General features: G+C 64.5%; 14 protein-coding genes. 5 read left to right on the top strand and 9 right to left on the bottom strand.

What is annotated here, in order from left to right:
• Positions 1-262: 262 nt before the first annotated feature.
• The 4 genes from BRPE64_RS19015 to BRPE64_RS19000 are packed head-to-tail and all read left to right on the top strand — an operon-like array spanning position 263 to position 4,896.
• Complete coding sequence (locus BRPE64_RS19015; protein WP_016355146.1) at positions 263-2,143, top strand: ABC transporter permease; 1,881 nt, start codon at positions 263-265, stop codon at positions 2,141-2,143.
• A complete protein-coding gene (locus BRPE64_RS19010; RefSeq protein ID WP_016355145.1) occupies positions 2,140-2,937 on the top strand; it encodes an ABC transporter ATP-binding protein in 798 nt (265 codons plus the stop codon). Before BRPE64_RS19015 ends, BRPE64_RS19010 begins: the two co-directional genes overlap by 4 nt.
• Complete coding sequence (locus BRPE64_RS19005) at positions 2,928-3,641, top strand: ABC transporter ATP-binding protein (protein WP_173405472.1); 714 nt, start codon at positions 2,928-2,930, stop codon at positions 3,639-3,641. The genes BRPE64_RS19010 and BRPE64_RS19005 overlap by 10 nt, the downstream gene beginning before the upstream one ends.
• A gap of 49 nt (positions 3,642-3,690) precedes the next feature.
• Positions 3,691-4,896 carry an ABC transporter substrate-binding protein gene (locus BRPE64_RS19000; protein WP_016355143.1) on the top strand — a complete coding sequence of 402 codons (1,206 nt, stop codon included), beginning with the start codon at positions 3,691-3,693 and terminating at the stop codon, positions 4,894-4,896.
• A gap of 4 nt (positions 4,897-4,900) precedes the next feature.
• Here BRPE64_RS19000 and BRPE64_RS18995 read toward each other — a convergent pair whose 3' ends face one another.
• Complete coding sequence (locus BRPE64_RS18995) at positions 4,901-5,473, bottom strand: DNA-3-methyladenine glycosylase (protein WP_016355142.1); 573 nt, start codon at positions 5,471-5,473, stop codon at positions 4,901-4,903.
• An 81-nt stretch (positions 5,474-5,554) separates the two neighbouring features.
• Here BRPE64_RS18995 and BRPE64_RS18990 point away from each other — a divergent pair, with 81 nt between their 5' ends.
• On the top strand, positions 5,555-5,977 hold the full coding sequence (locus BRPE64_RS18990; RefSeq protein WP_016355141.1) for a low affinity iron permease family protein: 423 nt from the start codon (positions 5,555-5,557) through the stop codon (positions 5,975-5,977).
• Between the two features lie 4 nt (positions 5,978-5,981).
• Here the strand turns inward: BRPE64_RS18990 and BRPE64_RS18985 are convergent, their stop codons facing one another.
• The 8 genes from BRPE64_RS18985 to BRPE64_RS18950 all read right to left on the bottom strand — a co-directional run bounded on the left by BRPE64_RS18985 (position 5,982) and on the right by BRPE64_RS18950 (position 14,448).
• On the bottom strand, positions 5,982-7,838 hold the full coding sequence (locus BRPE64_RS18985; RefSeq protein ID WP_232519241.1) for a TadE/TadG family type IV pilus assembly protein: 1,857 nt from the start codon (positions 7,836-7,838) through the stop codon (positions 5,982-5,984).
• A gap of 25 nt (positions 7,839-7,863) precedes the next feature.
• A complete protein-coding gene (locus BRPE64_RS18980; RefSeq protein WP_016355138.1) occupies positions 7,864-8,448 on the bottom strand; it encodes a TadE/TadG family type IV pilus assembly protein in 585 nt (194 codons plus the stop codon).
• A 71-nt stretch (positions 8,449-8,519) separates the two neighbouring features.
• Complete coding sequence (locus BRPE64_RS18975) at positions 8,520-9,017, bottom strand: hypothetical protein (protein WP_016355137.1); 498 nt, start codon at positions 9,015-9,017, stop codon at positions 8,520-8,522.
• A complete protein-coding gene (locus tag BRPE64_RS18970; RefSeq protein WP_016355136.1) occupies positions 9,014-9,904 on the bottom strand; it encodes a tetratricopeptide repeat protein in 891 nt (296 codons plus the stop codon). Before BRPE64_RS18970 ends, BRPE64_RS18975 begins: the two co-directional genes overlap by 4 nt.
• Positions 9,901-10,860, bottom strand: coding sequence for a type II secretion system F family protein (locus BRPE64_RS18965; protein ID WP_016355135.1), 960 nt, complete (start codon positions 10,858-10,860; stop codon positions 9,901-9,903). Before BRPE64_RS18965 ends, BRPE64_RS18970 begins: the two co-directional genes overlap by 4 nt.
• Positions 10,857-11,831, bottom strand: coding sequence for a type II secretion system F family protein (locus tag BRPE64_RS18960; protein ID WP_016355134.1), 975 nt, complete (start codon positions 11,829-11,831; stop codon positions 10,857-10,859). Before BRPE64_RS18960 ends, BRPE64_RS18965 begins: the two co-directional genes overlap by 4 nt.
• Positions 11,828-13,231, bottom strand: a complete 1,404-nt coding sequence (locus BRPE64_RS18955; protein WP_016355133.1) for a CpaF family protein — start codon at positions 13,229-13,231, stop codon at positions 11,828-11,830. Before BRPE64_RS18955 ends, BRPE64_RS18960 begins: the two co-directional genes overlap by 4 nt.
• Positions 13,231-14,448 (bottom strand): AAA family ATPase, encoded by a 1,218-nt coding sequence (locus BRPE64_RS18950; RefSeq protein ID WP_016355132.1) that lies wholly within the window; start codon positions 14,446-14,448, stop codon positions 13,231-13,233. Before BRPE64_RS18950 ends, BRPE64_RS18955 begins: the two co-directional genes overlap by 1 nt.
• Positions 14,449-14,471 lie beyond the last annotated feature (23 nt).

The following is a 14,471-nucleotide window of genomic DNA, read 5'->3' as shown; positions in this document are numbered from 1 at the left end:
TTAAAGAATCGGGCGAAGTCTATCAATTGAGCTTTCTGTCATGCCCAAGACAATTCCGATCTTAGAGCGCCATATCGTCGTTTTTCGTATCGGTAGAGCAATGTTCTGACCTTGAAGGTTGTATTTCTCTGTTTTTTGAGTTTTTTAGCAGTGGATGGGAAACTAAACGTGGTTGTGAGCAGCTTTTTTGTCCTGGAGGGAACAAGTTTCCCAATTCATCGATAATGTCGGCTCTTTCGCCCGAAACGCTCCATCGAGCCCGATGCTTGCCAACCTGCTCGTCCAACTCGTCAACGGTCTCGCCGACGCCTGCGCGCTGTTTCTGGTCGCCTCCGGGCTGTCGCTCATCTTCGGGGTCACGCGCATGGTCAACTTCGCGCATGGCTCGCTGTACATGCTCGGCGTGTATGTCGCCTACAGCCTGACGAGCCGGCTCGGCGGGAGCGTCGCGGGCTTCTGGGCCTCGGTGGTCGGCGCGGCGCTCGTGGTCGGGGCGGTCGGCGCGGCGATCGAAGTCGGCGTGCTGAGGCGCATCTATCGCGCGCCCGAACTCTTTCATTTGCTTGCCACGTTCGCGCTGGTGCTGATCATTCGCGATGCCGCGCTCTATCTCTGGGGACCGGAAGACCTGTTCGGGCCGCGCGCGCCGCATCTCGAAGGCGCCGTGCAATGGCTCGGACACGCGTTGCCGACCTACAACCTCGTGCTGATCGTCATCGGACCGCTGGTGCTGCTCGCGCTCTGGTATGCGCTCACGCGCACGCGCTGGGGCACGCTCGTGCGCGCCGCGAGCGCGGACCGCGAGATGCTCGGGGCGCTCGGCGTCAATCAGGCGTGGCTTTTCACCGGCGTGTTTTTCGTGGGCGCGTTTCTCGCCGGACTCGGCGGCGCGCTGCAAGGGCCGCGCATGTCGGCGAATCTCTCGCTCGATATCGAGACCATCGGCAATGCGTTCGTGGTTGTCGTGGTGGGCGGCATGGGCTCGATTCCAGGCGCGTTCGTCGCGGCGCTGCTGATCGCCGAGATCAAGGCGCTGTGCATTGGCATCGGACATGTGTCGGTGGCGGGCGTCGACTTTTCGTTGTCGAAATTCACGCTCGTCGCCGAGTTCGTCGTGATGGCGGTCGTGCTCGTGCTGCGTCCGTGGGGACTCTTCGGGCGCGCGCAGGCGCTCGCGCGATCGGCCGCGCCCGCCGATCAACCCTTGCGGCCCGCCACGCGCAACATGAAGATCGCGGCGGTGCTGGTCGTGATCGCGCTGGCGCTCGCGCCGCTCGCGGCCGACGCATTCCCGTACATGCCCGTGCTGTTCGTCGAGATCATGATCGCGGTGCTGTTCGCCGCGAGCCTGCATTTCATCATGGGGCCGGGCGGCATGCATTCGTTCGGCCACGCGGCGTATTTCGGCCTCGGCGCATACGGCGCGGCGCTTTTCCTCAAAGTGTTTGCCTGGCCGATGGAAGTCGCGCTCGTGCTGGGGCCGATTCTCGCGGGCATCGGCGCGCTCGTGTTCGGCTGGTTCTGCGTGCGCCTTTCGGGCGTCTATCTGGCGATGCTCACGCTCGCGTTCGCGCAGATCGTCTGGTCGGTCGTCTTTCAGTGGGATGCGGTGACGGGCGGCAGCAACGGCATTCTGGGCATCTGGCCGTCGCCGTGGCTCGCGTCGCCCGTCGCGTTCTACTACCTCACGCTCGTCTTCGCGGCCGTCGGCGTATGGCTACTGCGCCGCATGTTGTTCGCGCCGCTCGGCCTCGCGATGCGCGCGGGCCGCGATTCGCCGCTGCGCGCCGAGGCGATCGGAGTGGACGTCGCGCGCGTGCAGTGGGCGGCGTTTGTCGTGGCCGCGCTCGTCTGCGGGCTTGCTGGCTCGCTCTATGCCTTCTCGAAGGGCAACATCTCGCCCGAAGCGATCAGCGTGGGCCGCTCCGTCGACGGTCTCGTGATGGTCCTGCTCGGCGGCATCCAGACGCTCGCCGGGCCGATCGTCGGCGCGAGCGTGTTCACGTGGCTGGAAGATGTGGTCGCGCGTCAGACCGATTACTGGCAGGCCTTGCTCGGCGCGACGATCCTCGTGCTCGTGATCGCGTTTCCGCAAGGCATTGCCGGATTCGTGCGCGAACGCTTCTTCACGGAGGCGCCGTGACGCTGCTTTCCATCGAACATCTGACGAAGGCCTTCGACGGCGTGCAGGCCGTCGACGCCGTCTCGTTCGATCTCGAAGCGGGCCAGTTGCTGGCGCTGATCGGCCCGAACGGCGCGGGCAAATCGACGTGTTTCAACATGATCAACGGCCAACTCAAGCCCAGTTCGGGCGCGATCCGCCTGAACGGCCGCGACATCGCGGGCATGCGTCCGCGCGATATCTGGCGGCTCGGCGTGGGCCGCACGTTTCAGATCGCCGCGACCTTCAATTCGATGACTGTGCTGGAGAACGTGCAGATGGCGCTGTTGTCGCACGAGCGGCGCGTCTTCAGCTTCTTCGGCCGGGTCGCATCGTGGAAGCAGGACGAGGCGCTGGCCTTGCTCGATCTCGTCGGCATGGCGGCGCACGCGCAGCGCAGTTGCGCGGTGCTCGCATACGGCGATGTGAAGCGCGTCGAGCTGGCGATCGCACTCGCGAACAGCCCGAAGCTTCTCTTGATGGACGAACCGACCGCCGGCATGGCGCCGCAGGAACGCAACGCGCTGATGGCGCTCACCGCGCAGCTCGCGAAGGAGCGCGACATCGGCGTGCTCTTCACGGAGCACAGCATGGACGTGGTGTTCTCGCACGCGGACAAGCTCATCGTGCTTGCGCGCGGCAAGCTCATCGCGCAGGGCGATGCGGATACCGTCCGTCGCGATCCGCGCGTGCGCGAGGTGTATCTCGGCACGGGCGCATCGTTCGCGCCGCGTGCGGTCTTGAGTGCGGATTTAAGCGCGGGAGAATCGGCATGACGCTGCTGAAGGTCGATGCATTGAACGCGTACTATGGCCGCGCGCAAATCCTGTTCGACGTCGGCTTCGAAGTTGCACGCGGCGAAGTGGTCGCGCTGATGGGCCGCAACGGCGCCGGCAAATCCACGACGATGAAAGCTGTCATGGGCCTGTTACCGCGCATCTCGGGGTCGATCGCTTTCATGGGCGAAGACATCGCGGGCATGGCGCCATACCGGATCGCGCGCAAGGGACTCGGCTACGTGCCCGAAGATCGGCGCGTGTTCGGCGACCTCACCGTGATGGAGAATCTCGATACCGGCCGTCAGCCGCCGCGCGAACATGCGCCGTCGTGGACGCCGGAGAAGCTGTTTCGCGTGTTCCCGAATCTCGGCGCCATGCGCGACCGGCGCGCGAGCCGCATGAGCGGCGGCGAGCAGCAGATGCTCACCGTATCGCGCACGCTGATGGGCAATCCGCGCCTCGTGCTGCTCGACGAGCCTTCCGAAGGCGTCGCGCCTGTGATCGTCGAGCAAATGGCGGACATGATTCTCGAACTGAAGCGCGAGGGGCTGGCCATTCTGCTGTCGGAGCAGAACCTGCATTTCGCGGAACTCGTCAGCGACCGCATCTATGTGCTGGAGAAAGGACAGGTGCGTCATTCCGGAGCGATGCACGCCTTCGCACGCGACGACGCCGCGCGCCGCGAGTTTCTGGGTGTTTGAACGAACCAACGAGCAAGCGAACCGACTATTCAAGAGAGGAGAGAACTTCATGACGATCCGTGCAGGCACGCCGATGCGCCTCGCCATCATGACCATCGCTGCGGGCGTTGCGTTCGCCGCGCACGCCGACACCATCAAGATCGGCGAGATCAATAGCTACAAGGCGCAGCCCGCGTTCCTTCTGCCCTACAAGAACGGCTGGAATCTCGCGCTCGACGAGATCAACGCGGCGGGCGGCGTCAACGGCAACAAGCTCGAAGTCATTTCGCGCGACGACAACGGCAATCCGGGCGACACGGTTCGCGTCGCGCAGGAACTCGTCGCGCGCGAGCAGGTGAAGCTGTTGTTCGGCGGCTATCTGTCGAATACGGGTCTGGCTCTCGGGGATTTCGCGAAGCAGCGGCACATCTTCTTCCTCGCAGCGGAGCCGCTCACCGACAAGATCGTCTGGCAGGACGGCAACAAGTACACGTATCGCCTGCGTCCGTCGACGTATATGCAGGTCGCGATGCTCGTGCCCGAGGCCGCGAAGCTCAAGAAAAAGCGCTGGGCGCTCGTCTATCCGAACTACGAGTACGGGCAATCCGCGGTGGCCACGTTCAAGCGTTTGCTGAAGGCGGCGCAGCCGGATGTCGAGTTCGTCGCGGAGCAGGCGACGCCGCTCGGCAATGTCGATGCAGGCGCGGTTACGCAGGCGCTCGCCGACGCGAAGCCCGACGCCATCTTCAACGTGCTGTTCAGCGCGGACCTCGGCAAGTTCGTGCGCGAGGGCAATACGCGCGGCTTGTTCAAGGATCGCGCGGTCGTATCGCTGCTGACGGGCGAGCCGGATTATCTCGATCCGCTCGGGAAGGAAGCGCCGGTCGGCTGGATCGTGACGGGCTATCCGTGGTATTCGATCGACACGCCCGAGAACAAGAAATTCGTCGCCGCGTATCAGGCGAAGTATCACGACTACCCGCGCCTCGGCTCTGTCGTCGGCTATACGGCGATGATGTCGCTTGCCAACGGCCTGAAGAAAGCCGGCTCGCCCGACGCCGACAAACTCGCCGCCGCGTTCAAGGGCTTGCCCGTCGATACGCCGTTCGGCCCGATCACGTTTCGCCGTCAGGACAATCAATCGACGATGGGCGCGTATGTCGGCGTGACGGCGCAGAAGGACGGCCGCGGCGTGATGACGTCGTACCGTTATATCGACGGCGCGAGCGTGCAGCCCTCGGACGACGAAGTGAAGAAGCTGCGTCCCGCCGACTGAGCGATCACACGCGCGGGAAGGGCTTGCTGACGAATTTCGATCCGGCGAGCCCGAAGCGCCACGGCACATCCACGGCCTTCGTGAGCCCGATGCGCGGGCCGCTGACCACGGCGAAATCTTCCTCGGGCGGCTCGATATGAAACGGCGGCTCCGCCAGTGACATGCCGTTGTTCTTGTGCGTGATGCCGAGCGCCTGCGCGAGACGCCCCGGTCCCGAGCACAGCAGCTTGACCGGTTCGAGGCCGCGCCGCTCGCGCATCACGTCGATGCCGGTGAGCGGCTCGATCGCGCGAATCAACACACCCGCGCCATGACCCGGCTCGCGGCACACGAAATTCATGCACCAGTGAATGCCGTAGGAACGGTAGACGTAGACATGCGCGGGCGGCCCGAACATTGCCGCATTGCGCGGCGTAAGCCCGGAGAAAGTATGCGAGGCGGGGTCCTCGCGATCATAGGCTTCCGTTTCGACGATGCGCCCGCCGACGCCATCGACGGTCACGATCGCGCCGATCAGGCGTTGCGCGACCTGCTCGGAAGGCGCGTAAAAGTCGATGGGTTTGGGCTTCTTGTTCACAAGCGGTATTCTAGCCGCGCCGCCTTGCCGCCGCACGCACGCACTCAAGCACGCACCCACGCACGATTCAGGAGACGCCGAATGAAGACCTCGTGGTTCCTCAAGTTCTCGAACAGGCTCGCGCAGGTGGCGGGGCACGCGTCCACTTTCGTGATCGCGGTGCTGCTGGTGATCGTCTGGGGCGCCTCCGGTCCGCTCTTTCACTTCAGCGACACGTGGCAACTCGTCATCAACACATCGACGACCATCGTCACCTTTCTGATGGTCTTCCTCATCCAGAACACGCAGAATCGCGACACCGCCGCGATGCAGATCAAGCTCGACGAACTGATCCGCGCGGTCGACAAGGCGCATAACGCGCTGCTCGATCTCGAAGAACTCGACGAAAAGGACCTCGCGATGTTCCGCAAGCGTTACGCAAAGCTCGCGCAGGAAGCGCGCGACGACTTGCGCTCGGCGAGCACGGATATCGACATGTCGTTCGAGCGCGAACCGAAGCGTTAGCGCGTCATTTGGTCAGGCGCAGCACGCCCAGATTGCCGGCGATCTGCTGAAAGATGTTGTCGAGCGTCGTGTTGTCCGGCGCGTGATAGTAGTTGCCCGGGCTCGCGCAGTTCTGCATGGTGACCTGCGCGCTCGAACTCGATGCCGATGCGCCGAACGTGATCGAATAGATCGTGATGCCGCTCGCCTTGATCGCCGAGCAGATGGCTAACTGGAACGCGTTCACGTCGTCGGGATAGCCCGCGTTGTTGCCGCTCGACGTATCGATCGGATTGCCGCCGTGCAACTCCGACGAGTCCATGAGCGCGTCCGACATGTTGCTGCCGTCGGGCCGGAACACCGTCGGCGCCGAGAGGCTGTTGGTCCCGACGCCCGAGAGCCCGTTGAAATAGAGCGTATTCGGAATGGAGCCCGCCGCGCCGATCTGGTTCTGGCCGTCGGTGAGCACGATCATCACGCGCTGCAGATTCTGCACGGAACCGTCGGTCGGTTTCGGCAGGCTCGGATCGGACGAGATCCAGCCGTTTTTCGCGCCCGCCAGGTTCTGCGACCACGACGGCTCCAGCATGCGCCAGCCCCACAGCAGTCCCGTCGGAATGATCGTCGAGCCTGACGGCGTCATCTTGCCGACGGCGGTGGTGAGCGTCGTCGCGTTCTGCGTGAGGAAGGTCATCGAGGTGGCGAGGCAACTCGAATTCTGCGTGAGCGTTTGACCGCTCGTATTGGTCTGGTCGAACTGCGTGCCGATGCCGGTGCCCTGACCGGCGGCGGGACTGTTGCACTTGTTCGCCGAGCCCGACGAGCCCAGCGTCACCGGAACGCTCGACACGGACGACGACGAACTGCCCGTCGTGTTGCACGCGGTGTACCGGCTCGACGAACTGTACGTGACGATCTGCAGCTTGCTCGGCGGCACGTTGTAGTAGTAGCGCTGGAATTTGCGCGAGTCCGTCGGCGAATAAGGCTCGGGCGAGAGATTGTTGCCGGTGCGCGGCTCGATCGGGCAGCCGCTCCACGCGCCCGTCGTGATGCCGCTCGTGTTGTAGGTCGGCAGCACGGAACTGAGCCAGCTGCCGGTGGACGGCAGCGCGCCCGTCGTGTTGACCGTGCTCGCGAACGGCACCAGCCCGATAAAGTTCTTGCTCGTCGTGGTGCCGGTCGGCAAGAGATCGCCGATCAGCGAATTGGCGGCATCCTTCAGGCCGCTCATCTTGTTCGCGCCGGACTTGCCGTTGGCGGGATCGTTCATCGAGCCGGTGTTGTCCAGCACCATCACGAGTTCCAGCGTGCTTTGCGGCAGCCGCATGGCGGTGTTGTTCGCGGATACCGTCGAAGTATCGGGCGTGGGCGTGCCGCCCGAACCGCTGCCTGAGCCGCTGCCTGAGCCGCTGCCTGAGCCGCTGCCCGAGGTCTGGGTGAAAACCTTCGGCGCGAGCAAAGGCAGCGATCCCGACGCCGACAGCGCAATGGTCTGCCCCGTGGCGGGCGCACCCGAGACGCTCGCCGAGAAGTTGGCATCGGGCATGGTGAAGCCCATCATGCCGGAAGGACTGTTGGCGTCGTAGTACGCGCGCGCGTCCTTCTGCCAGTTGGCGAGGCTGGCGCCGCTCGGCGTGTTGCCGTAGCGTTGCAGATCGACGCCCGACGACAGCGTGGCCGCATCGAGCGCCATCTGCATATGGCCCTGTGTCATCACGTAGTCGATCGAGTCCAGCGCCACGCACATGGACCCGATCATGATGCTCGCGCACATGGCGAACATCATCGCGACGCCGCCCTCTGCGTCTTTCGGCAGACGGCTGCATGAGCGGAGCGTCGACGAAATCGTCATGAACGTGAACCCTTTGCGTTTGATTTGCATGTGAGCGTCCGTGATCCCGCGAGCATCAGTAGAACGCTCGCGGCGCACGCGGCCGCACATACACGCGGCGGTACACGGTCTGCTGACCCGGCATCCCCGAAATGAGCGTGGAGGTCATGACGAACGGGTTGTACGACAAAAACACTTCCACGATGATCGCCGAATCCCCGGTGCGAAACGGCCACGAAGTAGGCAGCGGACTCGTGCTCGACACCCTCGACACCATGCCCGAGCTTTTGCTGTTGGTCCATGAAGACGGCGAGGCCGTCCAGCGGATCTTCGGCGTGACCGCCGTCATGGAGGTGTCCATGTCCTTGCATTTGTTGCTGGAGTCCGGGTCGCACAGGAACGTCACGTAGACCATGCCGTTCGCCTTCAACTGATACGGTGCGGCGAGCAGCGCCGCGTCCTGCCACAGCGAGCCGTAGCTGTTCGCATCGGTGGTGTCGTTGTTGTCGGCGATGATCGAGGTCATCTGACCGATGGTATTGGCGAGCGTGAAGGCCGTGCGATCGACGGCGGTGACCGCGCGCATATACAGGTAGATCTCGGTGAAGCCGAGCAGCACGAGCAGCATCATCGGGATGATGATCACGAATTCGATGGACACGCTGCCACGATCCGAGCGCAGCAGGCCGCGCAGTCTCGCCGCGATGGATCGGGCTGTTTCGCTGGCGGTTCTCATTTTTCGTTCTGCACGATGAAATTGCGCTCGAAGGTCAGCTCGTTGATGCCGAATAGTTGGGGCACGCCGGTGACGCCGGGCATCGTGAGCTGGATCTTGTAGACGACCACGTCGCCGTAGCCGCCCATGTCCTGCGTCGGCGTGTACGTGGCGCTCGCGACGTTGCCGTAGCCGTAGCTGCCGTAATTCAGCTCGCTGACCGTGATGGTCCCGTTGACGTTCTTCCATCCGCCGAGGATCGATTCGACGATCGCCTGCGCCTTCTGCACGCGGCTGCCCGTGCTCGGCGCAATCGTCGTCAGGCCCACGCGCGACGCCGCTTGCGCCGCCGCCTGCACCGACGCATCGGCGATCATCTCAAGCGCGATCTCGACCGTGCCGATGAAGAAGACCATCGCGAAAAACGCGACGAACGCGAATTCGATCGACGCGATGCCGCGTTCGTCGCGCAGAAGCTGCATCGCGAAGGGCGGGCGGCGCGCGGACGCTTTCATTTGAGGCGCGTCGTTTGCACTTGAGCCGTCGGAATCGCGGCGGGCGTCGCAGGCGATACGGACGAAACGGACGGCGTGCGCCGCGCCAGCAGTTCGCGCTGGATGTCGTAATAGCGCAGGTTGTCCTCGACCGACGCCTTCGGCAGATCGCGCGACAGAATCTCGGCGGCCGCTTCGCGATTGCCGAGCAGACCGTAGGCGAGCGCGAGATCCTGACGCGCCTGCGGCGGCGCGGCGGGGAAGCGCGTCACGTCGAGCAGCACGTTCGCGCCTTCGCGCGGATCGCCGCCGAGAATCAGCGACAGGCCGAGGTTCACGGAAATCAGCGGATCGCCGGCGTTCTTTCCGAGCGCCTGACGCAGCACCGTCTGCGCGCCCTTGTGATCGCCCTTCATGTCGAGCGCGGCGCCGAGACCGGCCGAGGCGAGCGGATCGTCCGGCATCAGCGTGAGCAGACGCCGGTAAGTTGCGATGGCGTCATCGAAGCGGCGCTGGCGGATCGCAACGCGCGCAAGGCCGACGAGCGGCGCCGGCGCGTTCGCATCGGCCTTGCTGGCGCGATCGTAATAGACGCCCGCGCGCGTGAAGTCACCGACCGTGTAGAGCGTGTTGCCGAGGCCGGTCAGGCCCGCGACCGAGTGCGGGTCCGCCTGCACGGCTTTTTCGTAGAGCGAGGTCGCGAGTTCGACGTTGCCCGAATCGAGCGCCGTGTCGGCGATACGCATTTCGCTCATCGTGCTGGGCGCCGAATTGCGCATGACGGGGTGGCTGTCGACGCTCTGGCGGGTGGTCGTCGTGCAGGCGCCGAGCGCGATCGCGAGCGTCGCGCAGCAGACCGCCACGCTCAGGCGGCGCACGCCGGGATATGAAAGCGATAGGGTCTTCATTTTTTTGCAAAGACGCTTATGAGTTGTATGGCGGCGGGGCCTGCGGCGATCAGCATCACCGCGGGAAGGATGAAGAGCATCATCGGGACGGCCATCTTCGGCGCGAGCTTGGCCGCCTTTTCTTCGAGCGAGACGATGTGCGCAAGCCGCTCGGTGTGCGACAGCGTGCGCAACGCCTGCGTGATCGGCGTGCCGTAGCGCATCGACTGCGTGAGCGTGGAGATGAGCGCGCGGATCGACGGCAGATCGATGCGATCGGCGAGCGCCTGCAACGCGCGCGTGCTGTCGCCCGAGAGCTTCAGTTCGTCGGCGGTCAGCGAGAACTCGCTCGAGAGCGGCGGGCAGATGGTCTTCAACTCGTCGGCGACGCGCCGGATCGACACGCCGAGACTGTTGCCCGCGTTCGTGCAGATCACGAGCAGATCGAGCGCATCCGGCAGACATGACGCCATGGCCTTGCGCCGCCGCGACGCGAAGAAGGCGATCACGTATTCCGGCAGGATCATGCCGACCACGAACACGAGCAGCATCATGATGCCGCGTACCGCCGGATAACCGCCCACCACGGGAATGTGCGAGCCGAGCATCACGGCGAACGCGGCGCAGATGAGCCCGACGACGAACTTGATCGCGAGCAGCACCGACACCGCCGACTGGCTGCGATAACCGCTGCGGATCATCTGCGTGCGCAGCTTCGCGCGGTACTTGGCGTCGAACAGCGGCAGGCGGTCGCCGAGGCGGGCGAGGCGCTGCGTGAAGCGCGCCATGCGGCCGTCGTCGTCTTCTTCTTCCGGCAGCGCGCGTTCGTTGCGCTGCACGACCGCGGCCTGACGCGTGCGCTCTGCAATGCGCCCGCGCGTTCCGCCATGCTTGGTCGCCCACCAGAGCACGATGCCCACGACAAGCGCGAGCAGCATCAGCAGGTTGATCAGTGTTTCGATGCTGTCCTGACTCATCGCGCGGTATCCAGTTTCGACATCTTGTGAACGACGCCCAGTCCCAGCGTCAGCGAAATGGCCGCGCACGTCAGCACTTTCTGACCCGCCGACGTATTGAACAGCACCATCAGATACGCACGGTTGAGCAGGAACATGCTGCCCAGAATGACGAACGGCACCGAAGCCAGAATCTTGGTCGTGATGCGCGCTTCGCCTGTCAGCGCCTTCGTCTTCTGCCGGATCTCGCGGCGCTTGCGCACGATGCCCGAGAGGTTTTCGAGCGTCTCGCCAAGCTGACCGCCGGTCTCGCGTTGCAACAGCAGGCAGACGCAGAAGAACGAGAAATCCGCGATGCCGATGCGCGCGACCGCCGTCGCCAACACTTCTTCGAGGTCGAGACCGACCTTCAGCCCGTCGCCCATCAGCCTGAATTCGCTTTTGAGCGGCTCGACGCATTCGGCGGACGCGAGGCTCATCACGTGCGTCACGGGAACGCCGGAGCGCACGGCACGCACGATCAGATCGATGAGATCGGGAAAGCCGTCGAGAAAACGCCGCTTGAAACGCTCGACGAGAAACCGGTACGACTGCACGACGCCCAGCACCGGCAGGCCGATGACCAGCACGGGCGTCGCGAGCGCGGGCAGCGGCAGCAGGTTCGACATCAGCAGCGCAACGACCTCGGCCAGGATTGCCGTGACGATCACTACGCGCAAGCCGCCCGCGCCCGCCACGGTCTTGAGGCGCGCGATCTTCGGGCCGAACCAGCGGCTGAAGATGTTGTCGTTGCGCGAGAAGGTGAAGAGATCGGGATCGTCGTGGCGCGTCTCGCGTCCGTTCGGACCGGTCGCGGGAAAGGCCGCCTGGAGCCGCGCCTGGATGCGCGCGTCGGGGCGCTGGCGGCGCATGTCCTGCACCACGAGCAGCATGATGCCGAGCAGCAGCACGGCGGCGAAAGAGCAGAACGTGATGAGGTCGACGTTACTCATGGCCGCATCGCCTCCAGCAGCGCATCTTCGAGGCCGTAGTACGCGGCGCGCGCGGCGAAGGCCGGACGCACGGCGCCCGTTTCGAACACGCCTTTCACTTCCTCGCTGTACGCGCTCGCGTCGTAGCGGAACGTGAACAGATCCTGCGTGATGATGACGTCGCCTTCCATGCCCACCAGTTCGGTGATACGCGTGACGCGCCGCATGCCGTCGCGCATGCGCTCGATCTGCACGATCATGTGCACCGCGCTCGCGATCTGACGGCGGATCGACAGGAGCGGCAGGTTGCCGTTCGCCATCATCACCATCGATTCGAGACGCGTGATGCCGTCGCGCGGCGTGTTCGCGTGGATCGTGGTCATGGAGCCGTCGTGGCCGGTGTTCATCGCCTGCAACACGTCGAAGGCTTCGGAGCCGCGCGTTTCGCCGAGGATGATGCGGTCCGGGCGCATCCGCAGCGCATTGCGCACGAGATCGCGCTGCGTCACGGCGCCGAGCCCTTCGGCATTTTCGGGGCGCGTTTCCAGACTCACGACGTGCGGCTGCACGAGTTGCAGTTCGGCCGCATCTTCGATCGTCACGGTGCGCTCGCCGTGCCCGATAAAGTGCGACAGCGCGTTGAGCAACGTCGTCTTGCCCGAGCCCGTGCCGCCCGACACGATCACATTGAGGCGGCAAGTGCTCGCGAGTTTGAGCACGGTGGCCATCGAGGCCGACATGTTGGCTTGCTGCGCCATGCGATGAAGCGTGATATTGCGCTTCGAGAATTTACGAATCGAGATCGACGCGCCGTGGATCGCGAGCGGCGGCAGCACGACGTTCACGCGGCTGCCGTCGGCGAGACGCGCATCGACCATGGGGCTGCTTTCGTCGACGCGCCGCCCGACGCCCGCCGCAATCCGCTGCGCGACGTTGGTCACGTGCGTGTTGTCGCGGAACTTGCAGTTGGTCAGTTCCAGCCGGCCGTGTCGCTCGACCCATACCTGATCGGGGCCGTTGACGAGTACGTCGGTGATGGTGTCGTCGGCGAGCAGCGGCTCGATCGGGCCGAGTCCGAACATATCGTTCAACAATTCGCCGACGATTTGCCCTTGCTCCGCGATCGTCACGTTCAGCCGCTCGCGCTCCGCCACATCCAGCACGAGTTGCTCGACGGCGGGCTTCATCTGCTCGCGCGTCTTGCCGACGGCGGCCGAGGGATTCATCGCGGCGAACACGCCGTTGCGGATCACCCTGAAGAGGTCCGAGCGCACCAGCACTTCGCTGCCTTCCGGCGCGTGTGAGCGCGTAATCGGCGCAACCGGCGCAACCGGCGGCGCCTCCACGACCGGCGCGGCATCGGCGCCGGATGCGGCATCCGCGTCGGCGGGCGGGCGGGGAACCTGCTTCTGTCCGAACATCAGCTTCTCCTGAGCCGGAGCTTCTGGAAGAACGAGCGTTCGGCGTTCATTTGCTGGCCGGTAAGATCACCGCCGATGCGCGTGATCATCTGATTGAAGCCGTTCACCGCTTTTTCTTTCGGCGCTTCACCGAGGTTTTCGGCAGTCGCGAGCGACTTCGCCTCGAACGGAATTTCGTACAGCACGGTGCGGCCGATGGCAGTCATGAAGTCGTTCGATTGCACTCGGCCGCCGGTCACGGCGTTCGGATTGTTGAGCAGCAGCGACGTGGGCGGATTGTTGTCGCGGTCCTCGATGTGTCGCAAAAGACGGATCGTTTCGCGCGTCGAATGCACCGAGCGGTCCGCGACGAGATACACGCGCGCGGCGTGATCGAAGGCTTCTTGCGCGAGCGGATCGGTCACCGTGCCGATGTCGAGAATCACGTAGTGGAAGCTGTCGCACAGCAGTTCGAGCACGCGCGGCAGCGCGCCCGGGCCGAACGGCCGCGCGGCGCCGTATTCATGTTCCGCCGACAACATGAAGAGCCGGCTGCCCTTGGCGACGAGCGTGCGCTCCACGTATTGCGGATCGAGGCGATGCACGTTTTGCAGCACGTCGATGAGCCCGTTGTTGCTTTGCAGCCCGAGCATGGAGTTGGCCGCGCCGCCGTGCAGGTTCAGATCGACATAGGCAACGCGGCGATGCGTGTCCTCCGACAGATGCCGCGCCACATTGAGCGCGAGCGTCGTCACGCCGACGCCGCCGCGCGAGCCCGCGAACGCAATTGTCTTGCCGGCGCGCGCAAGCATCACCGGGCTGACCTTGCCTTCGGAGACGTTGACCGTGCGCTTGAGCAATTCGACCGTGATCGGCTTGACGAGATAATCGCGCACGCCGATCTTGAGCAGGCTTCGGAACAGGCCGACATCGTTGCGCTCGCCGAGCGCCACCACCTGCACGGACGGCTCGCACACTTCGGCTAAGCGGCCCAGGTCGGAGAGCGGCATCACCGAGTCCTGAAGGTCGACCAGCAGGAACAGCGGCGAGCGGTCCACCTTCGCGATATACGCGATGGCGTCGTCGACATTGCCCACGACGATATGCGCGTGCGGCATCGCCTGTTCGAGCACGAAGCTCTTCACGATCTGCTCGGTCTTGCGATCGGAGACGAAGGCGATGAAGTCGGCGTTGCGCGTGCCGGACTTGGGCTTCGAAAACGAGAACTCTGTGCTCATGGCTGGCCTTGTGTGACTCTGGC

It is taken from the genome of Caballeronia insecticola (genome assembly GCF_000402035.1).
In the GTDB taxonomy this organism is placed as follows: Bacteria; Pseudomonadota; Gammaproteobacteria; order Burkholderiales; family Burkholderiaceae; genus Caballeronia; species Caballeronia insecticola.
This window is presented reverse-complemented; position numbering and strand designations above follow the sequence as displayed.